Source organism: Pseudomonas sp. Pse35 (genome assembly GCF_024519715.1).
In the GTDB taxonomy this organism is placed as follows: domain Bacteria; phylum Pseudomonadota; class Gammaproteobacteria; order Pseudomonadales; family Pseudomonadaceae; genus Aquipseudomonas; species Aquipseudomonas paracarnis.
On sequence record NZ_JALJRP010000002.1, the window covers coordinates 127840 to 153078 of the forward strand.

Consider the following 25239-nt stretch of genomic DNA (forward strand, 5'->3'; position numbering starts at 1 on the left):
TCAACAACCTCAGGCGATGCGTGGGTCTGGATTGTCCAGCACGCTGTCTGTCTGCTCAGCACGGAATTTTTTCAGCACCGCATGAAACTGCGGGTGCTTGGCGCCCAGGATGCTGGCGGACAGCAAGGCTGCGTTGATCGCACCGGCCTTGCCGATCGCCAGGGTTGCCACCGGAATGCCAGCCGGCATCTGCACAATGGACAACAGCGAATCCACGCCCGAGAGCATCGACGACTGCACCGGCACGCCAAGCACGGGCAGGTGAGTCTTGGCCGCACACATGCCAGGCAAGTGCGCCGCGCCGCCGGCACCGGCGATGATCACCTCGATGCCACGGGATTCTGCTTCATCGGCATACTGGAACAGCAAATCCGGGGTGCGGTGGGCGGAGACCACCTTCACTTCGTACGGAATGCCGAGTTTTTCCAGCATATCGGCGGTGTGGCTAAGGGTGGACCAATCGGACTTGGAGCCCATGATCACGCCAACCAATGCACTCATCGTCGTGCCTCTTCTCTCTGGGCGCCCGCAGGCGCGTCAAAAAACAACAAGCCACGCGGGAAATCCAGCGTGGCTTGGTGTACGAATTAAGGCCGGTTTGGACCGGCCGAAGGCCGCGCAGTATACCGTAATAATCCAGATAAACAGCCCCTGGGATGACCATCTGTCTAGCGGCGCAAAGTGGCGGTTTTATTGACTTAAGAGTCAGCGAATACACCACGAAATCCTGTGGGAGCTGGCTTGCCTGCGATAGCAGTGGATCAGAGCCAAATAGGTTGGCTGACACACCGCTATCGCAGGCAAGCCAGCTCCCACATGTGTTCTGCGCTGGGCTCAAGCGCTTTGCGCTGCCCCACCTTCCAGCTTCCTCCACAACAACCGCACATTCGCCTTGCGCACCAACGCGCAGCGATACAAGCGAATCTCCAGCGGCACATGCCATTGGGGCCCGCCGCACACCACCAGTTCGCCACGTGCCAACTCTGCACGTACGCTCAACTGCGGCACCCAGGCGATCCCCAAGCCTTCGAGGGCCATGCTCTTGAGGCTGTCGGCCATGGCGGTTTCATAGATGGTGGTAAAGCGCAGAGCCCTCTGGCGCAGCAGCAAATTCACCGAGCGGCCCAGGAACGCGCCGGCGCTGTAGGCCAGCAGCGGCACGCTGCCCTCGCCCTCCAGGTCGAACAGCGGCTTGCCCTCGGCATCGGCGGCGCACACCGGGAGCATTTCGGTGTTGCCCAGATGCAGCGACGGGAAAATCTCGGCGTCCATTTGCATAGCCGCGTCGGGGTCGTAGAACGCCAGCATCAGGTCGCAACCGCCTTCGCGCAGGGCGTGCACGGCGTCGCCGACGTTGGTGGCGACCAGCCGCGTGGCGATATTCAAGCCCTCGTTGCGCAACTGCGCGATCCACCGCGGGAAGAACCCCAAGGCCAGGGAGTGGGCGGCCGCCACTTGCATGACTTCGCCCTGCCCGCCTTCCAGGTGATGCAAATGGCGCAGTACTTCACCGAGCTGTTCGACCACGGTGCGCGCCGTCACCAGAAACAACTGCCCGGCCGCCGTCAGCTCCACCGGCGTACGTGAACGGTTGACCAGCGTCAGCCCCAGCGCGGCTTCCAGGCTGCGGATACGCCGACTGAACGCCGGCTGGGTGACAAAGCGCCGCTCAGCCGCCTGGGAAAAACTACGCGTCGCCGCCAGGGCGCTGAAGTCTTCCAACCACTTGCTCTCAAGGTTCATCACTGCCTCCCACGGAATGCACCATTTTGGCACACACGCCCGCCAAGATAACCGGGTCACATCCACATTATGCCGTTTGTGCATAGGCCAGTGTTTAACAGCATTGGCCCAAAAAGTTCTACAAGCCTAGCATTCGCAGCGTTCCGGCCAGTTCCGGGTCCATATTGAGATGATTTCCGTCATGTCCTCTGCTGCATCATTCCGTACCGAAAAAGACCTGCTTGGCGTACTCGAAGTACCGGCTCAAGCGTATTACGGCATCCAGACCCTGCGAGCGGTGAATAACTTCCGCCTCTCGGGCGTTCCGATTTCGCATTACCCGAAATTGGTGGTCGGTCTGGCAATGGTCAAGCAAGCGGCCGCTGACGCCAACCGCGAGTTGGGCCAGCTCAGCGAAGCCAAGCACGCTGCCATCAGCGAAGCCTGTGCTCGTCTGATCCGCGGCGATTTCCACGAAGAGTTCGTGGTGGACATGATTCAAGGCGGCGCCGGCACTTCAACCAACATGAATGCCAACGAAGTCATCGCCAACATCGCGCTGGAGGCCATGGGTCACCAGAAGGGCGAATACCAGTACCTGCACCCCAACAACGACGTGAACATGGCGCAGTCGACCAACGACGCCTACCCGACCGCGATCCGCCTGGGTCTGCTGTTGGGCCATGACGCGCTGCTGGCCAGCCTCGACAGCCTGATCCAGGCGTTCGCCGCCAAAGGCGCCGAGTTCAGCCATGTGCTGAAAATGGGCCGCACCCAGTTACAAGACGCCGTGCCGATGACCCTCGGCCAGGAATTCCGCGCCTTCGCCACCACCCTGGGTGAAGACCTGGCCCGCCTGAAAACCCTGGCGCCAGAGCTGCTGACCGAAGTGAACCTGGGCGGCACCGCGATCGGTACCGGCATCAACGCCGACCCGCGCTACCAGGCCCTGGCCGTACAACGCCTGGCCACCATCAGCGGCCAGCCGCTGGTACCGGCAGCCGACCTGATCGAAGCCACCTCCGACATGGGCGCCTTCGTACTGTTCTCCGGCATGCTCAAGCGTACCGCCGTGAAGCTGTCGAAGATCTGCAACGACCTGCGCCTGCTGTCTAGCGGCCCACGCACCGGCATCAACGAGATCAACCTGCCGGCTCGCCAGCCTGGCAGCTCGATCATGCCCGGCAAGGTCAACCCGGTGATCCCGGAAGCGGTCAACCAGGTAGCGTTCCAGGTCATCGGTAACGACCTGGCCCTGACCATGGCAGCCGAAGGCGGCCAACTGCAGTTGAACGTGATGGAGCCGCTGATCGCCTTCAAGATCTTCGACTCGATCCGCCTGTTGCAACGCGCCATGGACATGCTGCGCGAGCACTGCATCGTCGGCATCACCGCCAACGAAGCACGCTGCCGCGAACTGGTGGAGCATTCCATCGGCCTGGTCACCGCGCTGAACCCGTACATCGGCTATGAAAACGCCACCCGCATTGCGCGTATCGCTCTTGAAAGCGGGCGCGGCGTGCTGGAACTGGTGCGTGAAGAAGGCTTGCTCGACGACGCAATGCTCGACGACATCCTGCGCCCGGAAAACATGATCGCTCCACGCTTGGTCCCGCTGAAGGCCTAAGCGTTTGTTGCACCGCTCACCAGGTTGAGGGACTAGACACCTCTCACCTTTTGAGGGCCTGAAGGCTCGTTCTTCAGGCCCTTTTTTTTGCCTTGAGGTTGCTCCATGACGCCCATAAAAAATCTAATATCGCACCGCAAACCTTCCTCCCCTTCCGCGACCGCGCTGAAACCTTTAATCGCCCCGTGCAGACGGATCACGCTCGCCTAGGTATAGTGCCGCCCCTCTTCGCGTCTGCGGCTGTCGGTAACGAGGCCCGGGAACCACGCGAAAGCGCATGAATAACAACACCCGCAAAAGGATGGGGATCGAGCGTCGTGCACTGCCTGGTGCCGAGCGATGCGTCGGACCGTCCTGCGTTTGCCATTAGAAAAATCAGCGAGGAACACTCCATGCTCGAAGTCATCAACGACTTCCTCTCAGGGAAAGTACTGATCGTGCTCATAGTCGGGCTCGGCGGTTATTTCACGATCCGCTCGCGTTTCGTGCAGTTGCGTCACTTTTTCCACATGTTCTCGGTGTTTAAAGACAGCCTCAAGAGCAGCGCCGGCCAACTCAGCTCGTTCCAGGCGCTGATGCTCAGCCTGGCCGGCCGCGTGGGTGCCGGTAACATCGCCGGTGTCGGCATTGCCGTGACGTTGGGTGGCCCGGGTGCCGTGTTCTGGATGTGGGTCACCGCGCTGGTGGGCATGTCTTCGAGCTTTATCGAGTGCTCCCTCGGCCAGTTGTACAAGCGCACCGACGCTGAAGGCACCTACCGTGGCGGCCCGGCGTATTACATCCAGCACGGCCTGCACAAGCGCTGGCTGGGGATGGTCATGGCGTTCCTGCTGCTGGTGACCTTCGGCTTTGCCTTCAACGGCCTGCAAGCACACGCTGTCACCCACTCGCTGAACAACGCCTTCGGCCTCGACACCACCTACACCGGCCTCGCGCTGGCGGTGTTGCTGGGCCTGGTTTTCATCGGCGGGATCAAGCGTATCGCCTCGATCGCCGACCTGCTGGTGCCGGTCAAGACCCTGGTCTACATCGCCGTGACCCTGTACGTGATCGTGCTGCAATTCGACCACGTACCGGCCATGCTCGCGACCATCGTCAAGAGCGCGTTCGGCCTCGACCAAGCCTTCGGTGGCCTGGTGGGCAGCGCGATCATCATGGGTGTAAAGCGCGGCGTGTTCGCCAACGAAGCAGGCTTGGGCAGTGCGCCTAACGTGGCGGCAGTGGCGTCGGTAGAACACCCTATCGCCCAAGGCGTGGTGCAAGCGTTCAGCGTGTTCCTCGACACCTTCGTGATCTGCACCTGTACTGCGTTGCTGATCCTGCTGTCGGGTTTCTACACCCCAGGCTTTGAAGGCGACGGCATTGCCCTGACCCAGAACTCCCTGGCGGCAGTAGTGGGTGACTGGGGCCGCATGTTCATCTCGGTGGCCCTGGCGTTGTTCGTGTTCACGTCGATCATGTACAACTACTACTTGGGCGAGAGCAACCTGCGCTTCCTGGTCGGCAACAACCGCAAGGTGCTGATGGGTTATCGCGCTTTGGTGCTGGTGCTGATTTTCTGGGGCTCCATCGAGAACTTGAGCACGGTGTTTGCCTTCGCCGACATCACCATGACCATGCTCGCGTTCGTCAACCTGTTCGCCCTGGCGTTCCTGTTCAAGATTGCCATGCGCATCCTCAACGACTACGACAACCAGCGCGCGGCGGGTATCAAGACCCCGGTGTTCGATTCCAGCCAGTTCCCCGACCTGGACCTGGACCGCAAGGCCTGGCCGGCCAACCCGGTGAAAACCGAAGCGGCCCCGGCAGTTGAACTGAGCGCTCAAGCGCAACGTTAATCACGGCTAGATGACACGCCGCCCGGCCTTGGGCATGCTCTGGGCCCGGCGGCGTTTTTCGTTCAGGAGATTTTCGATGCAATCAGCTAATAACGTGATGGTGCTCTATACCGGCGGCACCATTGGCATGCAGGCCAGCGCCAATGGCCTGGCACCCGCGTCTGGTTTTGAAGTACGCATGCGTGAACAGTTCGCCGACGCAGACCTGCCCGCGTGGCGCTTCCGGGAAATGTCACCACTGATCGACAGCGCCAACATGAACCCCGCTTACTGGCAGCGCCTGCGCAGCGCCGTGGTCGAGGCGGTAGACGCCGGCTGCGATGCCGTGCTGATCCTGCACGGCACCGACACCCTGGCCTACAGCGCGGCGGCCATGAGCTTCCAACTGCTGGGCCTGCCGGCACCGGTGGTGTTCACCGGTTCGATGCTGCCCGCCGGTGTGCCCGACAGCGATGCCTGGGAAAACGTCAGCGGTGCGTTGACAGCCTTGGCCGAAGGGTTGGAGCCGGGTGTGCACCTGTACTTCCACGGCGCGCTGATGGCACCGACCCGCTGCGCGAAGATTCGCAGTTTTGGGCGCAATCCGTTTGCGGCCTTGCAACGCAAGGATGACTTCGCCCGTGCCGAAACCCTGCCGGCAGCGCTGGATTACCGTCAGCCCAAAGCCTTGGCGAACGTCGGCGTACTGCCGCTGATACCCGGTTTCGACGCTGCACAGCTAGACGCAATCATCAGCAGCGGCATTCAGGGCTTGGTGCTGGAGTGCTTCGGCAGCGGCACCGGGCCGAGCGATAACCCGCAGTTCCTCGCCAGCTTGCAGCGTGCGCAGGATCAAGGTGTGGTGGTGGTCGCCATCACTCAATGCCATGAAGGCGGTGTAGAGCTGGATGTCTACGAAGCCGGCAGCCGCTTGCGAGGCGCCGGCGTGTTGTCCGGCGCAGGCATGACCCGCGAAGCCGCGTTCGGCAAGTTGCACGCCCTGCTCGGTGCCGGCCTTGCCGTCGAGGAAGTGCGGCGCCTGGTAGAGTTGGACCTGCATACCAACCCAACTTGAACGCCCAAGACAGCCCTACATAAGCACTGCTATTCCCTGCTTGCTGATACCTAACATGGAAAACCCGAGCCTGCTCTCGGCTTTTTCCATTGATCGGCAAGACAGGGATGCCCGCATGACAACCTCCAGCTCCACACCCTCGCAGCAAACGCCTCCAGACACTGAAACACACAAACTGGCCACTCAACTGTCCGTCGGACCTTCGTTTCGTGAAGCAGCTCGCGAACTGCTGCGCCAGTCTTTACTGGAGAAATACCCAGACCTGGACATCGACCCGGCCATGACACTGATGGGCACTCCCACCTGGGAGCTCATCGATGACCAGATCGTGCCAGGGCCAACACGCTATGAAACCTTGAGCAGCATCCTGGCCCGGCAGGCCATCCTCAAGGTGCCGACGCTGTGCGTCGAGGGCAATCACTTCCTGACCCTGAAGCCGTTGACCACCTCCCCGCTTCATTTGCCCGTGCGTATTGTCGAAATCGCCAATCTGATCAATACCCTGGCGCCGGTGGTCTACCGGGCCTTTCAGGAACAGTTGGTAACGTTCTGGAACCAGAGCAACGGCAACGGTCCTCGCTGGCAAACACTCACCCAGAGCCTGCGCGGGGCCTGGAATGTGCAACACGTCGATGCCTGGACCGACGAAGACTGCACGATGGCCCGAACGCTGTTTCATGCACCCACCCGCTCCGCTCGCCAAGACAATAACCCTTACGGCAGCCGCGCTTATCTGATTGATGCCGACCTGGTAAAAGGTACCAAGACGCAGCACACCGACCAAGTATTCATGACCGTGCTCGAGGGCAAATCCGAAGACAAAACCCTGATCCTCTGTTACTCACCCTTCAAGGGATACGAGAAATACGACACCTACCAACAGCTAGGCGATTCGTTGAAGGATCACCTGGAGCAACCGGAGGCTTTTGATCGCCTGGAGTGGCGCCTTTATGAACCTGACGGCGATTTTTTCGAGCACGCTGCCTGCAAGCTGATCGCCCTGCAACTTGAGACTGTGGAAAACCTCAAAACCGGGGATTACAAACAGCCCAGCGCGAAACACCCGCCCCTGCAAACACTCCCGATGCCTGCCGAAAAAGCCATCGCCAAAGGGCCGGGCCCAGGCTGGTATCAAACCCAACTGCCGGACTGGCTGACCGATGCCTCTGCCAGCGATCAGTCGCTTTATTCACGCCACCTCAAGGACTTGGCCTCGCTCAATAGCCTGAATGCCGGCAAGACCTACGATGACGGTATTCCCAGCATTCATCAGTTCGCCTTGGACCAGTTGAAAATCGAGCTGCTCAAGGACCACCCGACGCTGCATTACCTGAAGCTCGACAAGCTGAAAATCCAGGTCAAGAGCCTGGTGGTATGGGGCCTTTTCACCGTGCCCGGGCAGTTCGAAACCACCACGTTCAGCCTTGCCGAACTGGCCCTGCAAAACCTGATTGCACTGCCCACCGGTAATAAAACGTTGCTGAGCGACATCCGCCAATCCATACCGGATCGGATAACCGTGGCTTACCTCGAAACACTGATCAGCCGCTGTAATATCGGTGTCACGTACCCTGCATTGATCCGCAGCAAACTGCTGGATGACCCGGCCGAGGCGTCACGTCGCAAAAAACTGTACCGCGATCACCTGCGAGTCCAATTGCCGATGCTGGCCTTACAGCACAAGATTCGCCGCATGGGCGGGATTGACGAGCGCGGCTACCGCTACGTTGTGGCTGTGATGCAGCCTGAAAGCGGCGACCATTACGTCGACGGCAAAGCCATCATGGTGCGACGCCTGAGCTTCAACCCCAAGCGCCGGCTCATCAACGGCAACGATGACGTCACCAATATGTACATCATCGGCCCAGAAAATGCTCAAGACGGCCCTTGCCTGCTATACCGCCCGTTGTTTGAACCCGCGTTGCTGCAATACCCATCACCGGCAAACTTGCTGTATGCCATCAGCCAGTCGCGCACGTTGCGCGATTCGGTGATTAGCTGGCTACCGGACGCGGTGCGTAACCACTACGCCAATTATGTCTTTACCAGTCATTGGCCGTCGCCGTGGGTCATCGCCGACTTTCTGGTAAACCCCATCGAGCTATGGACCTATAGCGGTCCCGTGAGTCTTGGTGAGGAGAGCCTCAACGGGGATATGTTCAAGACGCTGTTCGAGAGCAACGCCAAAGCGCTGATTGAACTGGCGGACCGCCAATCGGTATCGAATGCCGAAAGCCGCTGGGACACGCTGAAGCAGGCCGGTTGGGTGCTCTTCAATGCCGCACTGCCCTTTATGGGGCGCGTCGCAAGCACTAGCGCGTGGATCTGGCAAATCGTCGAACAGCTGGAAACTTTTGCCCAGGCCCATGAGGAGGGCGACAAGCCTGCACAATGGTCTGCGCTGACCGATGTGCTGCTTAACCTGGGTATGGCGATCACCTTACACAGCGCACAGCGCAGCAGACCTAAGTTCGAGCCGGCCAGGATCGAGCCCACCAAAGTCAAGACGACCGAGCTTGCGCCTGAAACGCCGGGCCCCTCCAGCACGATAAGCTTCACCGTCGAGCAACTGCCTGAGCGAACCTCGCTGGCCCCGCCTCCCGATCACGAGATCGCACTGAACACGAGCGGCGCAATCAACCGCACGCCAGCGCTGGAAACCTCGATGCTTGAAAGCTTTAAAACAGAAAAGCCCGCTGACCTCGGCGCCGTCATAGACCAGCCGGCTGCTGACCGCTACCTGTATCAGTCAGGAGAGCAGCACTACGCTCCCGTCGGCGAAAACTGGTTCATGGTGAAAGTGGACGACGATAAAAACATTGTTGTCATTGACCCCAACCAGGCCAACCGCATCGGCCCCATACTGATTCACAACGCTCAGGGCGAATGGTCCGTCGACCACCGGGTGCGCCTGCGCAAACCCAGTACCGATCGGTTGAAAAATACCGCCAAGGACCTTGCGATCACCGAAGCCGACGCATCGCGCAGTAAATTGAAAGCGTTTGAAAGCGCGAAGAAAACCCAGCAGCGCCTACTGCAAGAAACCCGCAAAGCAATGGACGAGGCCCCCAGTACCAGTGCCCAAGCCAAACGCCAGGCCTACCTGGACACGCTCGATGGCCAATCGGAAGACTACGAACAAGCACGGCAACACCTGATGACCATCGCCGTCTTCACCTCGGAGCCTGAATTCCAAGTAAAAGCCATTGGCTATCTACAGGCCCAACTGGCGCTCAATGAAGCAGGGGTAAACGAAGAACTCGTCCCCTTTACTTCAAAACTTTCGCCCGTTCTGGAACAGCTCCCAATCCATGCACCGCCACCTCATACCAGCGATATCGCGGACTACCAACAGATCGTCGAGATGAGCGACAGCATGATCAAGCGCCTGGATTACGCTCAGTCACGCTTCACCGAACTACGCAAATTCGGCCCGGCCGGATTCGACGTGATCAGGGAGAGCAAACGCAAACTGCCCCGCTATATGAGCGACGATCTCAGGGCCCTGCAGGTGACGTTGGCGCGTCACTTGTGCCTGGCCCCTGAATCCCTCGCAACCGAACCCCATGCCTGGGAGATGCTCAACGACACGCTCGACAGTGCCGACGTCGCGGTACAGACCCTGCGTGACACCCTGGATGAGCGAAGCGAATATCGCCTGGACGAGCGCATTGATGCCTTGAGCAATCTAGTGGAGCAGTTCAAGTTCATCGATGAGCGCTTGAAGGACTTTTCTCAAGAGTTCTCCGAACAGATCCAGGCCCAACCCCTGGAACGCCTGAGTCGATCGCTGCAAGGGTTCGCCAACCGCGCCAAGGCGGCACTTGTCCCTCTGCACGAAGAACAGAAACTGACGCGAATCAGGCCCACCCCTCCCCCTGCGCTACCCAGGCCGCTGAAAAAATTTATCCAGACACGCTACAACGGCGTGTTGATTGGCGAACCCCGCTTGGACCCCATAGGGACCGTATCAAGGTTCGTTGATATCAAGACCCCGATAACCGGCCAGGTCCTGGCCACCTTTCATGAGAAGACTCCGGGTATGTGGGTCGAACACATCGAAACGCCCCCGGCACAGGCCACATCCGCAACGCTCACGCTCCACGACGCCACCACCGCGGGCGAGAAACTACTTGCCCAATTGCCGAAGTTTCAAGAACGCGCCAGCCAACAAGCCAACGATACCTCGCGCACGGCCATCGGCATCGAGTACATGTTTCACCAGCACGCCTGGTTGCTCGAGCGCAGCGAGCAAGATATTGACGAGGCATTGATCAAAGCCAAAGTCACGGCACAAACCAAGCAATCCAGCGCAGACCTGCGCAAACGACTCAAGGCTGCCACAAAAGCACTTTACGCACGAGCCACTGAAACCGTGGCAAAGCTGATCAAGCAACAGCCACCCACCATTGCCCATGTCGACTGGCTCATTAACCACCGCGAAATTGCGATCAAAAAGGTCACGACCCGGCAGCCTCTCAAGGGCGCCACTTGGAGCTATCAAGATGAGTATGCCGTCATTGATCTGTCTACCAGCAAACCCCTCTGGTATGCACATTTCCAATACTCGAGCGCCCACGCTTCACTTAACAGATTTCTCCATGCACGGTTGAAAACACCAGCAGAACAACAGCTCAAAGAGGTGGCTGACACGATCACCGACTTAAACGCAGAGGAACAACTCAACTACTACCGCAGCTCCATCAACCTGACGCAAGCCCAGCGCTTGTTTTTCCCGCCAGAGGTCTATTGACCTCCCCCTCGCGCAACGGCACATAACTTGCTCCAGCCTGGCAAACCCAGGCTGGAATCGATCATGCTGCATTCACACCTGACCACCCTCAATGCGGTCTCGCTGATACTGGAGACGTTCAAGCCTGACGGCATACCCAGCCAAACCCTGCTGGCCGGCAGTGGCATCAGCAGCGCCGACCTGGGCCGCGCCGATACGCGTATTACCACTCATCAGGAAATGCGCGTATGCGCCAACGCCGTGGCGTTGCGCCGGGGTATCGGCTTGGAACTGGGCCGGCGCATGCATGTGTCATCCTACGGCATGCTCGGTTATGCACTGCTCACCAGTGCCACCTTCGGTGACGCTTTGCGCCTGGCCCTGCGCTACCCGGCGCTGTTGGGAACACTTTTTGAACTGAGCCTGGAGGAGGACGGCGAGCGTGTTTGGTTCAGCGCCAGTGACTATCGCGAAGATCAAGCCCTGCACGCCTTCAATGTCGAGTTCTGCCTGCTCTCGCTGAAAGTCATCGGCGACGATCTGCTCGGCCAACCACTGCCATTACTCGGCGCGCGCTTTGAATACCCAGCGCCCGACTATCGAGCACGCTACGCCGAACGCTTCGACTGCCCGCTGCAATTTGGCGCCGCCAGCAATGCCTTTGCGTTCGACCGTGACTGGCTCGATCAACCCCTGCCGCTGGCCGACGCCGTCACCCACTGCGCCATGGTGGAACGCTGCCGGCGGCAGAATGCCGAGTTCACCGGTCGCCAGGCCTGGCTGGGGCGTGTGCGCCTGTTACTGGCCGCGCAACTGAATGCCGCTCCGGGCCTGGAGGGACTGGCAGGGCAGATGAACTGTTCAGCACGTACCCTGCGCCGGCATTTGCATGATTTGGGCTGCAGCTATCAGGAGTTGCTCGACGAACTACGCTTCGAACGCGCCAAACATTTGCTGGGGGAGGATGAACTGCCGATCTACCGGATCGCCGAGCAACTGGGCTTCAGCGAGACCGCGAGCTTCAGGCATGCGTTCGTGCGCTGGAGTGGTGTGGCGCCGAGTCAGTTCAGGCCTTAGCAAGGGGCGAATAGCGGACAGACACATTGGCCATATCGATCCCCTTTTGGCCGCTCCTGCCGTTCTCCAAAACCCGGCGTCTGGCAACACTGCAAGGCATACCCCAAAGCCTTCGGAGAACAACAACATGCTGACGATCTACTCGGACGATCATCATTTGCACCATGGCCGCTGTGAACTGATGGACGGGCAACTGATGCCCTGCTTCGAAATGCCCTCGCGCGCCGACCATGTGCTGCAACGGGTCAAGACGCGGGAGCTGGGGCCCGTGCAAGCGCCGCTGGACTTCGGCCTGGCACCGCTGCAACGTATCCACAGCCTCGACTACCTCGACTTCTTCAAAGGCGCCTGGCAGCGCTGGACCGAATACGGCCAGGACGGCGATCTGTTGCCCTACACCTGGCCTGCGCGCACGTTGCGCCGCGTGATGCCCACCAGCCTGCACGGCCAGTTGGGCTATTACAGCTTCGACGGTGGTGCGCCGATCACCGCCGGCACCTGGCAAGCGGCCTACAGCGCAGCACAAGTTGCCCTCACCGCCCAGGCCGCTATCGCCCAAGGCGCCCACAGTGCCTTCGCGCTGTGCCGCCCGCCGGGGCATCACGCCGCCAGCGATTTGATGGGCGGTTATTGCTACCTCAACAACGCGGCCATCGCAGCCCAGGCATTCCTTGATCAGGGCTGCAAAAAGATCGCGATCCTCGATGTGGACTACCACCACGGTAACGGCACGCAGTCCATTTTTTACGCGCGCAGCGACGTGCTGTTCACCTCGATTCACGGCCATCCGGAGGCAGAGTTTCCGTTCTTCCTCGGTTATGCCGATGAGCATGGCGAAGGCGAAGGCGCGGGTTTCAATTTCAACTATCCGTTGCCGGCCGGGTCCGGCTGGCAGGCCTGGAGCGCCGCGCTGGAACAGGCCTGCGCCGAAATCGAGTGCTACGCCGCCGACATCATCGTGGTGTCCCTGGGCGTGGACACGTTCAAGGACGACCCTATCTCGCAGTTCAAGCTCGACAGCCCGGACTACCTGACCATGGGCGCACGCATTGCCCGCCTGGGCAAACCCACGCTGTTCGTGATGGAGGGCGGCTACGCGGTGGAAGAAATCGGCATCAACGCCGTCAACGTGCTGGAAGGTTTCGAGGAAGCAGCCCAATGAACATACTCAAGTCGCTCGCCCTGTGCGCCGTGGTTGTCAGCGGCGCAGCCCAGGCCGAAGAAAAAACCCTGAAGGTCTACAACTGGTTCGACTACATCACGCCCAAGGCGCTGGAAGACTTCAAGGCCCAGCACCCGTCGATCAAGCTGGTGTACGACATCTTCGACACCAACGAAGCCCTGGAAGCCAAACTGCTCACCGGCAACTCCGGCTATGACGTGGTGGTACCGTCCAACGTTTTCCTGGCCAAACAGATCGAAGCCGGCGTGTTCCAGCCCTTGGACCGCAGCCAGTTGCCGAACTGGAACCATCTTGACCCCAAACTGATGAAGCTGATCGAAGCCAACGACCCCGGCAATCAATACGCCGTGCCCTACATGTACGGCACCATCCTGATCGGCTTCAACCCAGCCAAGGTCAAGGCGGCCCTGGGCGACAACGCCCCCGTGGACAGCTGGGACCTGATCTTCAAGGAAGAGAACATCAGCAAGCTCAAGCAATGCGGCGTCGCACTGCTGGACTCGCCCTCGGAGATCCTGCCCCTGGCGTTGCAGCACTTGGGCCTGGACCCCAACAGCAGCAACCCCAAGGACTACGACAAGGCCGAAGCGCTGTTGATGAAGATCCGCCCGTACATCACTTACTTTCACTCGTCCAAGTACATGGCCGACATCGCCAATGGCGACATCTGTGTCGCGGTGGGTTATTCCGGCAGTTTCTCCCAGGCCGCCAACCGTGCCAAAGAGGCAAAAAACGGCGTCTCCGTGGACATGCGCCTGCCCAAAGAGGGCGCGCCGATCTGGTTCGACATGCTCGCCATCCCCAAGGGCGCGCAAAACCCACAGGACGCCTATACCTTTATCAACTACTTGCTACAGCCCGAGGTTATTGCGCCCATCAGCGATTTTGTCGGTTATCCCAACCCTAACAAGGACGCGACCGAACGAGTCGATCCGACCATTCGCAACAACCCCAACCTCTACCCGACCGAAGCGGCGATGGCGACGTTGTATACGTTAAAGCCTCTGGGGCGTGATGCGGAGCGCGCCAGGACCAGAGCCTGGACCAAGATCAAATCCGGCACGTGAAACACTGGCGGGCGTAGATGCGCCTCGACGTATCTACCGCCCTCGACGCAACGCAGCTCGCTACTTTGCTCATTTGCGAAGCCCGTCCGGGCCATCGAATGCAGAGGAGCTGCACATGCCCAATGACACCGCTAATAATCACCGCCCGCCCAGTACCTATGAACTGCTTACCCAGTTAACCACCGGCCCCACCGCCCGGGAAGTTGCCGCCGCCACACTGCGCTCTGCACTCAAAGAGCTGTATCCCAACCTGAATATCGACCCCGATCTGGCCGTGGTAGTCAGCCCTCAATGGGAGGTGGTCGGTAACGCCGTCGAGCGCGCGCCCGCTACTGTGGAATCACTCACCTCGGTGCTTGCTCATCAGGCACTGTCCAGCGACAGGGTGACCTACCTCGACGGTCAACACTTCCTCACGCTACAACCCAACGCTACGGCTCCCGTACACCTCGCGGTGAAAATCGATGCCATTGCACGTCTGATCAACGAGTTATCAGACCTGCTGTTCGCCGCGTTCCAGGAGCAGCAGCTGGACTTCTGGAACGCGTCCAATGGCGCAGCCGGCCCACGCTGGCAGGCCTTCTCCAGCGCGTTGAGAAACGTGTGGAACATCACCGAAGAGCAAGGTCTGGATGAGCACGAATGCGCCATGGCCCGCACGGTTTTTCATGAGCCCGACCGAGCCAGGCGCTCGCTGAAAGACCCCTATAAAACCCATGCCTACCTGGTTGACGTGGATATTCTTGAAGATGGCCAGTCTACCCACCTCTACTTCCTGGACCTTACCGTATTGGTGGGCGAACACGAGAACCGCCCGATGGTGCTGACGCACTCGCTTGTGAGCGGGTATGAGACGTTCGAGTCATTGGCCCAGTTCGGTGCTTCGCTGCCGGCAAGGCTGAATGCACCAGAGCAGGACGCTACCTTGCAATGGCGCTTGTACGAGCCTGATGGCAACTTCTTCGATGCGCTGGCCTGCACGCTGATCTCGCTGCAAATCCAGGTCATTGGCAGCCTCGGCGGGGCCGGCCTGCAGGATCAGCCGCCCGCCCCAACTGTCGCCCGGATCGTGCCGAGCATCGAAGAGATGAGCGATCACCAGTTGTCGAATATTCGCCAGATTCACCAACAACTCCCGGACTGGCTGACCTCGGCGACGGACTCCGATACCGCCGCCTACAGCCGCTATATGATCGACCTGGCCCAACTGCACACCCATTACCACGGCGAAACATTCCAGGACGGCATTCCGTCTATTCGTGACTATGCCCGGACTCAGTTGCACAGCCATATCCGCGTCCCGGAAAAGGGCGTGAGTCTGAATCTGGATAAGGTCGAGGTTGTGATTGAAAGCCCGGTTCTGTGGGGCACATTTGTCATTCCGGGTGCCGTCGACATCACTCGTCGTGACCTGATCGACCTGGCCCTGGAAAACCTTACCGGCTTGCCTACCGGCAACGCGACCGTGCACTACAACGGCAAGGACAACGGTGTACCCACCTGGCTGACTTACCGCTTTCTGAAAGACGTCATAGAAGACATTGATATAGGCCAGAACTACCCAGCCCTGGTCAAACAAAAACTGCTCGATGATCCGCTGCAATCGCGCCATCGACAGCAGATCTACACCCGCCACCTTCAGGTGCAACTGCCACTGCTGGCCTTGCAGATGAAAATCCGCGGCCAGGGCGGCGTCGATGAACGCGGTTACCGCTACATCGCCGCGGTGATGCACAACGAAGAACAGGAGCGCAAAGTAGATGGGCAGCCCATTGTCATTCGCTGCCTGGCCTTTGTGCCCACCTTGCGCCCCGGCCATGAGCAAGACGTGGTCGCCAATATGTTCGTGATCGGCCCGAGGCATTCCGACGCCGGCCCCTGCGAGCTTTATCGGCCCCTGCTCGAACCGACGCTGATGCAATTTGCATCGCGGCAAAACCTGCTGTACGCCATCAAACATGACCGTACCTTGCGCGAGTCAGTGCTGGCCTGGCTGCCCGACGCGCAACGCTTCAACTATGCACAATATGTGTTCCCCGACACCCTTCCCTCGCCCTGGACCGTGGTGCGCGCACTGGTCGAGCCGCTTACCGTGCTGTACATGAGCGGCCCCGTGACGCTGACCAACGAAGAAATAGGCAATGACGCGTTAGCGACGCTGTTCAAGGCCAATGCCAATGCCATGGTCGAATTGGCAACACGCCAGTCGGTATCCAACGTACAGAAACGGTGGGCGACCTTTCGACATGCAGGTTGGCAAATATTCAGTGCCGCGCTGCCGTTCATGGGCCGCACCCTGGGAGTCGCCGCCTGGATCTGGCAAATCATGGACGACCTGCAAGCTGCCGAGGAGGCCGTGAACAAGGATGACCACTCAACGGCCTGGACTGCGTTGGTGGATGTATTCCTCAACCTGGGAATGGCGCTGACTCTGCATATAGCCCTGCGCCATCCGCGACCTCGAAAGCAGTTCGATGCGGCCAGGATTGAGCCTGAATCCGAACAAACGACAATCGAAACGGTGAGCAAACCGCCGGTTGCCGAGAAAAAATATACCTGCGTGCAGCAACCGGATATTCCCGACAATCAACTACCTGCCAAGCATGAAGGTGCCGTACACACGCGCGGCGCCCTGAGCCATAGTCGCCTGGGACTGGCCAGAACACTCGACAGTTTTAATGTTGCCAAACCCGATAAGCTTGGCGAGCAAAATAAAACCCCCGGCCGCCACCTCAATCTCTATCCACTCGCGGATCGGTGGTTTGCACCCGTTGGTGAGCGCTGGTTCGAAGTCATCGTGGATGACAACGACAGTGTCATTATCATCGACTCCAAATCTCCCTTGCGTACAGGCCCGCCGCTGATCGGCAACCTGGCGGGCCAGTGGTTTGTCGACATCCGCCTGCGACTGCGCGGCGGCGGTCTTAGAAACCGCCGGCGGGCGGTCAAGGTCGATCAGCCTGCGCGCATTGCAGCACTCAAGAGGCAGCTCAACGCCTTTGACGCCGTCGCCGCCAGTCAACAACTGGACGTGCTTGAATCAAAGCCCGCGCTGGACGCTACCCCGGGGCCGTCCACGGACCTGCAGCGTACAGCGTTCATCGACAAGGTCGACAGGCGGCTGGCGGCGTACGACGAAGCGATCAGCCAGCTGAAGTCCTTGAGCATCATCGACACCGTACCCACCTACCAGAGCAACATGAGCGGTTACCTGAAACAACAGGTGCAACTGACACAAATAGCCATGGAGCAACAGGTGAAGAGCTACAAGAAAGCCTTGAAGGCGTCGTTGCCGGTTCTTGATGCCGAGGTAGACATTGACTATAAAAACCAGGCAAAAATCGCAAAAACCCTGTCCACTCAGAACCTTGGCATCATCAGGCGGCTGGAATTCATCAACGACCGCTTCAATGAACTTAAAACCCTGGGAGATGAAGGCGCGGCTATCATTCGTAAAACCATACGAGAGTTGCCGCAGCTCACGCTCATTGAACTCAAATCTCTTGAGATTGGCTTGGGCCGTTACTTGTGTATCGATGAGACGCAAAGCCAGGTTCCAGCCACCGTGCGTGAGCGAATGGGCCAGATCGTCGATTCAGCCGAAATCAACGTTGAAAGTTTCAGTGAGATTATTGAACGCGGTAATGGCGCCTCGCTGGATAATCGTATCGAGGTGCTCAACAGCCTCGTTCAGCAATTTTCCAGCGCCGACCAACGCCTGCTGGATCTGCATGCCGATTACCCGCAGCACTTGCTCAAACCCCGCCTCGAACGTTTTCGCCTGCAAATAAGCGAGTTCAGCCAACGGGCCATCCACGACCTGGCCTACCTGCTGCGAGAGAAAAAAGCCCAGCAGCCCAAGCCCGGCAGCTCCAGGGCCGAGCCCGCCCCAAGGCGTAAAGTGATCAAGACACGTCATCACGGCTTGGTGATGGGTGAGCCCCGCGAAGCAGACAGTTCGTTGGTCGACGTCAAGGCACACATGACCGGCAAGGTGCTCGCCACGTTTCATGAGAAGGCACCGGGAGTCTGGGTTAAACGGCAGAAAGCCCCATCGCAGCCAAGCGCACCGGTAGCTGTGGATCTGGACACCAGCATCAACACGGGGCAAGCGCTATTGGATGGCGAACAAGCTGAAACCCGTAAATACCAGGGTTTCTCCAGGAAACCCTGGCATGCGCCGCAGGATATTCAAGACATGTTCGATGATCATGCAAAGGCGCTGGAAAAAGCCTCAAACGATATCGAAGAAGCCCTGACCCAGCGCAATCTTACTGAAAGCGATCACGCTTCTGCCGCCTCAACCAAGCGCCAGCTCAACGACGCGGCGCAACGCCTCTATCGGCTTGGTAAAAAACACTACATCGACATGATCAAGCATCAAGCGCCAACCGCCGAACGGGTTGACTGGCTCAACAGCCAAGGGTTGATCCGCATCGTCAAGGTCATCAGCCGCCGCCCCCTCAAGGGGCCCAAAAAGGACTATCTGGACGAGTACGAGATTCGCGACAAAGAAAACGGCACTGTGCTGTGGTACGCGCACTTTCACTATGAAACAAAAGATGCCGCGCTGGAAAACTTCACCAAGGATCACCTCAAGACCCGCGAGCAACAACGTCTAGGCGGTGCCTATCAGCGCACCGGCCCCAGTGACTGGGACATGATTGAAATCCATCGCAGCAGCATCGGCGCCCAACTGGCCCAGTCGCTGTTCTTCAACACCTGATCGGCTTATGGCAGCCAAGCCAGACGCAAACGCTCCAGCGCCTGCGCAATGCCCGACTCAGGCACGGCAGCAAACCCCAGCACCAGGCCGGCGCGTTGGTCCGGCGGTGTGCTGGAGTCTGGCAGCCAATAGGTGCTCAAGCCGTTGATCTCTACACCGACTGCATGAGCTTGCTTTAGCAATTGTTGCTCGCGGGACACGCTGTCGACACGCACCGTCAAGTGCAGCCCCGCTGCAACGTTGGGCAATGGGCCAACACCGGCTAATGCCTCTGGCCATCCAGCCAACAAGGCATTGCGTCGGCTCAACGCAGCACGGCGCATCCGACGAATGTGCCGCTGGAAATGCCCCGCCGCCATGAACTCGGCCATCACCGCCTGGGTGCTGACTTCGGAGTGACGCACATCCACCGCGCGGCGCCGGGTGAAGGCTTGCACCAGGCCCGGTGGCAACACCAGGTAACCCAGGCGCAACGCCGGGAACGCCACCTTGCCGAAGGTGCCCACGTACAGCACGCGGCCACTGCGATCCAGCGCAGCCAACGGTGACAGCGGCGCACCACTGTAGCGGTACTCGCCGTCGTAATCGTCTTCCACGATCCAACCGCCTGAATGTTCGGCCCAGGCCAGCAACTCCAGGCGGCGTGCCAGGCTCATCACCACGCCCAGCGGATACTGATGGGAAGGCGTGACATACGCCACGCGGCAATCATTGAGGGTACTGAGCACTTGGCAATCCATACCCTCACCGTCCACCGGCACGCCGTGCAGTCGCCCGCCGGCCAAAGCGAATGCATGGCCGGCCGCGCGATAGCCAGGGTTTTCCACCGCCACGCCATCCCCAGGCTCCACCAGCAACTGTGCACAAAGGCTGATGGCCTGCTGTGCGCCGCTGGTGATCACAATTTGTTCAGCCGTGCATTGCATGCCACGCGAGCTGCGCAGGTACGCGGCGATCAAACCGCGCAGGCGGCCATCACCTGCCGGGTCGCCATAGCACAGCTGTTCCAGGTCGGGTTTGCGCCAGAACGCCCCATTCAGCTTGGCCCATACCTCAAACGGGAACAGATCGAAGGCGGGTACGCCCACGCGAAATGCCCGAGGCGGCCCCGAAGGCGGCTGAGGCAGGTGGTGGTCTTTTACCCGCGCCAACCCGGCACTGTGGATAACTTCGTCATCCAAATCCTCAGGTAAATTTGCGCATTTTGTGGATAACCCTGGGGATAAGCCTGTTGACAACCCTGTGGATACTTTTGTGGATAGTTTTTGGGGCATCGGCAATTGGGCAACATAGGTGCCATCACCCACCCGGCTCTCGATAAACCCTTCGGCATACAACTGGTCGTAGGCGCGCACCACGCTGTTGCGGGAAATCGACAAGGCTGTCGCCAAATCGCGGGTTGCGGGCAACCGCGTGCCGCTGACCAATCGCCCATCCAATACCCGCTGGCGCAGGGCCTCATAAAGCTGGCGCGTGAGGCCCTGGCGGCGGTCCAGCTCGATACCGGCGGGGTTGAAGGACAGCGGTGGCGAAACAGGCGGCATATTGGACCTATGAAAATAGCGCGAGATGGCTCTTACAACGAACCAATAGCCTGCCTAGGATGCAGGCATTCGCCAAGGAAAATCTCCATGTACACACCCCGCGCCTTTGCTCTCGATGACTTGCCCGAAATCCAGCAACTGATCCAGCACACCCGTCTGGCGCAGTTGGTAACCGTGGGTGAAAACGGCCTGCAAGCCAGCCACTTGCCCTTGCTGCTCAACCCCGATGAAGGGCCCAATGGCACGCTGTACGGTCACTTGGCCAAAGCCAACCCGCAATGGCGCGAGCTGCAAAATGGCGGTGAAGCGCTGGTGATCTTCGCCGGTGCCGACGCCTATATCAGCCCGGCGTTTTACCCCGCCAAGGCCGAGCACGGCAAAGTGGTCCCGACCTGGAACTACATCGCCGTGCACGCCTATGGCACGCCTGCGGTATTCAGCGACGCCGAGCGCTTGCTCAAGGTGGTCACCGCCCTCACCGACCGCCATGAAAGCAGCCGCGCCCAACCCTGGCGTGTCAGCGACGCACCGGCGGACTACATTGACGGCATGCTCAAGGCCATCGTCGGCTTTGCCTTGCCGATCGAGCGCCTGGTGGGCAAACGCAAGCTCAGCCAGAACCGCAGCGCCGCCGACATGGCCGGTGTGCGTGACGGCCTGGCCGCCAGTGCCGATGTACGTGACCAGACCCTCGCCCGCTTTATTCCCCAAGGAGTTTCAGAATGAGCTTGATCGACATTCGCCAAGTTACAGCCGCCGACCAAGCCGCTTGGCTGCCGCTATGGCAGGCCTACTTGGCGTTCTACAACACCGAACTGCCGGACACCGTCAGCCAAAGCACCTGGCAACGCCTGATCGACGCCAGCGAGCCGACCCATTCGGCACTGGCCTGGCAGGACGGCAAGGCGGTGGGCATGGTCAACTTCATCTACCATCGCTCCAACTGGAGCATCGAGAACTCCTGCTACCTGCAGGACTTGCTGGTTGACCCAGCCCAACGTGGCACAGGCGTCGGTCGCAAGCTGATCGAATTCGTCTACGCCACCGCCAAGGCCGATGGCTGCTGCAAGGTGCACTGGTTGACCCATGAGACCAACGCCACGGCGATCCAGCTGTATGAGCGCATCGCCGAACGCCCAGGCTTCATCCAATTTCGCAAAGGTCTTTAAGGAGCACTGCATGATCAATTCCCTCGCTGATTGGAAAGGCGTCCCGGCGCCGACTGCGCAACTGCTTGAAGGGCGTTTTATCCACCTGGAAAAGCTCGACCCGGCGCGCCATGCCGATCAACTGTGGCAAGCCCTTGACGGCCCAGGGGCCGATCCGAAGCTGTGGGATTACTTGCCCTACGGCCCGTTCACCGAGCGCAGTGCCTTCGACGCCTGGTTGAACAATCACGCCGCCCACAGCGACCCGTACTTTTTCAGCGTGATCGACCGTGCGACGGGCCAGGTTCAGGGCATCCTCAGCCTGATGTCCATCGTCCCGGCGCAAGGCCGTATCGAAATCGGCCACGTCACCTTCGGCGCACCCATGCAGCGCTCGCCGAAAAGCACCGAAGCGGTGTACCTGCTGGCCAAGTATGCGTTCGAGCAGGGCTACCGTCGGCTGGAGTGGAAGTGCAACAACGGCAACGCGCGGTCCAAGTACGCAGCCGAGCGCTTGGGGTTCAGTTTTGAAGGGGTGTTCCGCCAGCACATGGTGGTCAAGGGGCAGAACCGCGATACGGCGTGGTATTCGATCCTGGATTCGGAATGGCCGAAGGTCGGTGCCGGGTTTGAGGCGTGGTTGTCGGAGGCGAACCAGAGTGGTTCGGGCCAGTTGAAGACACTCACAGAGTGTCGGGATTAATGCTCACATGTGTGGGAGCTGGCTTGCCTGCGATACAGACACCTCGGTGTATCAGGCAAACCAGTTGATGCCATCGCAGGCAAGCCAGCTCCCACATTGGAGGGTGGCGACTCTCGGAACTTAGGCTCAGCCAGCCAACTTCTGGGCCAGCACCGCAATATGCTCCGGTCCGATGCCGCAGCACCCACCCAAATGGCTAGCGCCGCGCGCTTGCCAATCGGCCGCCCATTGCAAGTAACCGGGCGGGTCGAGGTCGTCGCGCAACGGGTCCAGACCATCGTTGGCCGTGGCTTCCTTGGGTTGCGGTGGGAAAGCGTTGGCGTAGGCGCCGATCTGAATCGCTACACCCAATCGTTCGAAAGTTGCCCGCGCCGCATCAATGGCCGCGCCGATCACTTCCGGCTGGCTGCAGTTGAACAGCAATACCTGCACGCCCAGTTGCGCCGCCGCCTCGGCTGCGTCCGCCACCGGTTCGCCGGAGCGCAAGCGCGGCACCTCGTCGGTGTCTTCGTCTTTCAAGGTAAACGACAGCCAGAACGGCTTGCCATCTTTCGGCAACCCGGCATGGATCGCACGCGCTTCAGCGATTGAGCTCTGGGTTTCCGCCAGCCACAGATCGACATACGGCGCCAGGCCGTTCACCAAGGGGGTGAGCAACTCACTGACGCGCTCGGCCTGGAACAGATCTGGGCGATAAGAGCCAAACAGCGGCGGCAGTGAGCCGGCTACCTGCACGGCTTTACCGGAGGCCTGCACCGCCCGTCGCGCCAACTCACCGGCCAGGGCGGCGAGCGCCTGCCCTTCTTGGGCAAACCGCGCTTCGCCAATGTGGAACGGCACCACCGCGTAACTGTTGCTGGTGATCACATTGGCACCACTGTCGATGTAGGCCGCGTGCACCGCCTCCACCGCTTGCGGCGCTTCGCTCAAGGCCAGTGCCGACCATTCCGGCTGACGGAACGGCGCGCCACGGCGTTGCAGTTCACGGCCCATGCCACCATCGAGAATTACTGTGCTTACTGCGCCCATATGCTTTTTACTCATATGCTTATGAAAATAACTCACTATGAGAGTCGTTCTTATAACTATTTAATGCGTACCGTTCGGTTAATAACAACCTCTTTTTTATTCAGGTGTTCGATTTTGAAATTCAGACCGCTGTTGGCCCTGGGCCTGACGATGTTGGCTGCTTCAACCCAAGCCTTTGGCGGTGCCACGCTGGATCGTGTCGAGCAGAAGAAAGAGCTGGTCGGCGTGCTGATGGAAAGCTATCCACCGTTTTCATTTCTCAATGACCAGAATCAGCTCGACGGTTTCGACGTGGACGTGGCCAAGGCCGTGGCGCAAAAACTGGGCGTGAAGTTGCGCCTGGAAACCCCGTCCTGGGACGTGATCGCCGCCGGCCGCTGGAGCGGGCGCTACGACATCTGCATCTGTTCCATGACCCCAAGCAAGGCACGCGCCGAGGTGTTCGACTTCCCGGTGGAGTACTACGCCTCGCCCGCCGTGATTGTGGTCAATGCCAAGGACGACCGCATCCACGAAGCCAAGGACCTGAGCGGCAAGAAAGTCGGCCTCACCAGCGCCTCTAGCTACGAAAGCTACCTGAACAAGAACCTGGTGATCGAAGGCGCCGAAGACACGCAGTTGCAGTACCCGTTCGAGGAGGTGCAGATCGCACCGTACGACACCGACAACGTGGCGTTCCAGGATCTGGGCCTGGGCGCTGGCGTGCGCCTGGATGCGATCCTCACCAACCTGGTCACCGCGCAGCCGCGCCTGACCCAGGACACGCGTTTCAAGCTCGCCGGTGCGCCGCTGTACTCGGAGCCCAACTCGGTGGCCATCGAGAAAGGCGACCCGCAGTGGGACAGCAAAGTGCGTGAGGTCTTCGCCCAGCTCAAGCAGGACGGCACCTTGAGCGCGCTGTCGCAAAAATGGATCGGCGCCGATATAAGCCGATGAGTTTTCGCCTACGGCTTTACCTGACCTGGGCGGCGCTGTTCGCCCTGTTTGCGAGTTTTTTCCTGAGCTTTGACCTGAAGTTCTCGATCATCCTCGACAAGCTGCCCAACCTGGTCGGCCTGCACCTTGCGCCCAACGGCTTCCTGCAAGGTGCGGCGCTGACGCTGTTTTTGTGCCTGTGCGCCATTGTCGCGTCGTCGGTGCTGGGCTTTATCACCGCGTTGGGGCGCCTGTCCAAAAGTGCCGTGGCGTTCGGCATTGCCAGTTTTTACGCCTCGTTCTTTCGCGGCACGCCGCTACTGATCCAGATCCTGTTGATCTACCTGGGCCTGCCGCAATTGGGGCTGGTGCCAGGCGCCATCGTCGCCGGGATCATCGCGTTGTCACTGAATTACGGCGCCTACCTGAGCGAGATTTTCCGCGCTGGCATCCTCGGCGTGCCCCATGGTCAACGCGAGGCTGCGCTGGCCCTGGGCATGCGCGACAGGGCGATCTTCTGGCACGTGACCCTCCCCCAGGCCATGCGCACCATCATCCCGCCGGCCACTAACCAGTTCATCTCGATGCTCAAGGATTCGTCGCTGATCTCCGTGATGGGCGTGTGGGAAGTGATGTTTCTGGCGCAGTCCTATGGCCGCTCAAGCTACCGCTATATCGAGATGCTCACGACGGCGGCGATCATTTATTGGGTGATGTCCCTGGGGCTCGAATTGATCCAGGCGCGGATGGAGCGGCATTTCGGCAAGGGCTACGTGCGGCGCGGTTGACGTGCAGAATGTGCAATATATTGCAGCGCTCAGGCTGAATAGGCTCAAGGATCTGCAATAGATTGCATATTCATTGTCGTCATCTT

17 protein-coding genes are annotated in these 25239 nt (G+C 59.9%); 13 read left to right on the plus strand and 4 right to left on the minus strand.

Going from position 1 to position 25239, the window contains the following annotated elements:
• Positions 1 to 9: 9 nt before the first annotated feature.
• Entirely contained in the window at positions 10 to 501 is a 492-nt protein-coding gene (gene purE, locus OC445_RS01305; RefSeq protein ID WP_003195648.1) for a 5-(carboxyamino)imidazole ribonucleotide mutase, read from the minus strand.
• Between the two features lie 333 nt (positions 502 to 834).
• On the minus strand, positions 835 to 1743 hold the full coding sequence (locus OC445_RS01310) for a LysR substrate-binding domain-containing protein (protein WP_019818139.1): 909 nt from the start codon (positions 1741 to 1743) through the stop codon (positions 835 to 837).
• 181 nt (positions 1744 to 1924) lie between these two features.
• Here OC445_RS01310 and aspA point away from each other — a divergent pair, with 181 nt between their 5' ends.
• From aspA to OC445_RS01350, 8 genes are all read left to right on the plus strand, one after another.
• Positions 1925 to 3349, plus strand: a complete 1425-nt coding sequence (gene aspA / locus OC445_RS01315) for an aspartate ammonia-lyase (RefSeq protein ID WP_003195657.1) — start codon at positions 1925 to 1927, stop codon at positions 3347 to 3349.
• A gap of 392 nt (positions 3350 to 3741) precedes the next feature.
• Positions 3742 to 5187 (plus strand): alanine/glycine:cation symporter family protein, encoded by a 1446-nt coding sequence (locus tag OC445_RS01320; RefSeq protein WP_054916993.1) that lies wholly within the window; start codon positions 3742 to 3744, stop codon positions 5185 to 5187.
• A gap of 76 nt (positions 5188 to 5263) precedes the next feature.
• Positions 5264 to 6241, plus strand: a complete 978-nt coding sequence (locus OC445_RS01325; protein ID WP_054896065.1) for an asparaginase — start codon at positions 5264 to 5266, stop codon at positions 6239 to 6241.
• Between the two features lie 115 nt (positions 6242 to 6356).
• Positions 6357 to 10994, plus strand: coding sequence for a hypothetical protein (locus tag OC445_RS01330; RefSeq protein ID WP_198790704.1), 4638 nt, complete (start codon positions 6357 to 6359; stop codon positions 10992 to 10994).
• Between the two features lie 63 nt (positions 10995 to 11057).
• Positions 11058 to 12050, plus strand: a complete 993-nt coding sequence (locus OC445_RS01335) for an AraC family transcriptional regulator (protein WP_197900109.1) — start codon at positions 11058 to 11060, stop codon at positions 12048 to 12050.
• 127 nt (positions 12051 to 12177) lie between these two features.
• Positions 12178 to 13212 carry a histone deacetylase family protein gene (locus OC445_RS01340; protein WP_057975234.1) on the plus strand — a complete coding sequence of 345 codons (1035 nt, stop codon included), beginning with the start codon at positions 12178 to 12180 and terminating at the stop codon, positions 13210 to 13212.
• A complete protein-coding gene (locus OC445_RS01345) occupies positions 13209 to 14300 on the plus strand; it encodes a polyamine ABC transporter substrate-binding protein (RefSeq protein WP_054896069.1) in 1092 nt (363 codons plus the stop codon). The genes OC445_RS01340 and OC445_RS01345 overlap by 4 nt, the downstream gene beginning before the upstream one ends.
• A gap of 115 nt (positions 14301 to 14415) precedes the next feature.
• Positions 14416 to 19026: a dermonecrotic toxin domain-containing protein gene (locus OC445_RS01350; RefSeq protein ID WP_262019914.1), complete on the plus strand. Its 4611-nt coding sequence runs from the start codon at positions 14416 to 14418 to the stop codon at positions 19024 to 19026.
• A gap of 5 nt (positions 19027 to 19031) precedes the next feature.
• Here the strand turns inward: OC445_RS01350 and OC445_RS01355 are convergent, their stop codons facing one another.
• Complete coding sequence (locus OC445_RS01355; RefSeq protein ID WP_262019915.1) at positions 19032 to 20570, minus strand: PLP-dependent aminotransferase family protein; 1539 nt, start codon at positions 20568 to 20570, stop codon at positions 19032 to 19034.
• Between the two features lie 87 nt (positions 20571 to 20657).
• On the opposite strand from OC445_RS01355, the gene OC445_RS01360 reads away from it, so the two are divergent.
• From OC445_RS01360 to OC445_RS01370, 3 genes are read left to right on the plus strand one after another with little or no spacing between them, the layout of a single operon-like run.
• Positions 20658 to 21296, plus strand: a complete 639-nt coding sequence (locus OC445_RS01360) for an FMN-binding negative transcriptional regulator (protein ID WP_197880287.1) — start codon at positions 20658 to 20660, stop codon at positions 21294 to 21296.
• The gene (locus OC445_RS01365) at positions 21293 to 21739 is read left to right on the plus strand and encodes a GNAT family N-acetyltransferase (protein WP_252949190.1); all 447 of its coding nucleotides are present in this window, start codon (positions 21293 to 21295) and stop codon (positions 21737 to 21739) included. Before OC445_RS01360 ends, OC445_RS01365 begins: the two co-directional genes overlap by 4 nt.
• Positions 21740 to 21749: 10 nt before the next feature.
• Positions 21750 to 22421, plus strand: coding sequence for a GNAT family N-acetyltransferase (locus OC445_RS01370; RefSeq protein ID WP_034129143.1), 672 nt, complete (start codon positions 21750 to 21752; stop codon positions 22419 to 22421).
• A gap of 126 nt (positions 22422 to 22547) precedes the next feature.
• Here OC445_RS01370 and OC445_RS01375 read toward each other — a convergent pair whose 3' ends face one another.
• Complete coding sequence (locus OC445_RS01375; RefSeq protein ID WP_054896074.1) at positions 22548 to 23450, minus strand: homocysteine S-methyltransferase family protein; 903 nt, start codon at positions 23448 to 23450, stop codon at positions 22548 to 22550.
• Positions 23451 to 23564: 114 nt separating this feature from the next.
• On the opposite strand from OC445_RS01375, the gene OC445_RS01380 reads away from it, so the two are divergent.
• Both OC445_RS01380 and OC445_RS01385 read left to right on the plus strand, forming a co-directional pair.
• The gene (locus OC445_RS01380; protein ID WP_054896075.1) at positions 23565 to 24386 is read left to right on the plus strand and encodes an ABC transporter substrate-binding protein; all 822 of its coding nucleotides are present in this window, start codon (positions 23565 to 23567) and stop codon (positions 24384 to 24386) included.
• Positions 24383 to 25153, plus strand: coding sequence for an amino acid ABC transporter permease (locus OC445_RS01385; protein ID WP_014720547.1), 771 nt, complete (start codon positions 24383 to 24385; stop codon positions 25151 to 25153). Before OC445_RS01380 ends, OC445_RS01385 begins: the two co-directional genes overlap by 4 nt.
• The last annotated feature ends 86 nt before the right edge of the window (positions 25154 to 25239 follow it).

Bases quoted from the DNA above. Each gene is read 5' to 3' on its own strand.
- OC445_RS01370 (WP_034129143.1), top strand. From the start codon at position 21,750: ATGATCAATTCCCTCGCTGATTGGAAAGGCGTCCCGGCGCCGACTGCG.
- OC445_RS01310 (WP_019818139.1), bottom strand. From the start codon at position 1,743: ATGAACCTTGAGAGCAAGTGGTTGGAAGACTTCAGCGCCCTGGCGGCG.
- OC445_RS01375 (WP_054896074.1), bottom strand. From the start codon at position 23,450: ATGGGCGCAGTAAGCACAGTAATTCTCGATGGTGGCATGGGCCGTGAA.
- OC445_RS01365 (WP_252949190.1), top strand. From the start codon at position 21,293: ATGAGCTTGATCGACATTCGCCAAGTTACAGCCGCCGACCAAGCCGCT.
- OC445_RS01320 (WP_054916993.1), top strand. From the start codon at position 3,742: ATGCTCGAAGTCATCAACGACTTCCTCTCAGGGAAAGTACTGATCGTG.
- OC445_RS01385 (WP_014720547.1), top strand. From the start codon at position 24,383: ATGAGTTTTCGCCTACGGCTTTACCTGACCTGGGCGGCGCTGTTCGCC.
- OC445_RS01360 (WP_197880287.1), top strand. From the start codon at position 20,658: ATGTACACACCCCGCGCCTTTGCTCTCGATGACTTGCCCGAAATCCAG.
- OC445_RS01330 (WP_198790704.1), top strand. From the start codon at position 6,357: ATGACAACCTCCAGCTCCACACCCTCGCAGCAAACGCCTCCAGACACT.
- aspA (WP_003195657.1), top strand. From the start codon at position 1,925: ATGTCCTCTGCTGCATCATTCCGTACCGAAAAAGACCTGCTTGGCGTA.
- OC445_RS01350 (WP_262019914.1), top strand. From the start codon at position 14,416: ATGCCCAATGACACCGCTAATAATCACCGCCCGCCCAGTACCTATGAA.
- OC445_RS01340 (WP_057975234.1), top strand. From the start codon at position 12,178: ATGCTGACGATCTACTCGGACGATCATCATTTGCACCATGGCCGCTGT.
- OC445_RS01355 (WP_262019915.1), bottom strand. From the start codon at position 20,570: ATGCCGCCTGTTTCGCCACCGCTGTCCTTCAACCCCGCCGGTATCGAG.
- OC445_RS01345 (WP_054896069.1), top strand. From the start codon at position 13,209: ATGAACATACTCAAGTCGCTCGCCCTGTGCGCCGTGGTTGTCAGCGGC.
- purE (WP_003195648.1), bottom strand. From the start codon at position 501: ATGAGTGCATTGGTTGGCGTGATCATGGGCTCCAAGTCCGATTGGTCC.
- OC445_RS01325 (WP_054896065.1), top strand. From the start codon at position 5,264: ATGCAATCAGCTAATAACGTGATGGTGCTCTATACCGGCGGCACCATT.
- OC445_RS01335 (WP_197900109.1), top strand. From the start codon at position 11,058: ATGCTGCATTCACACCTGACCACCCTCAATGCGGTCTCGCTGATACTG.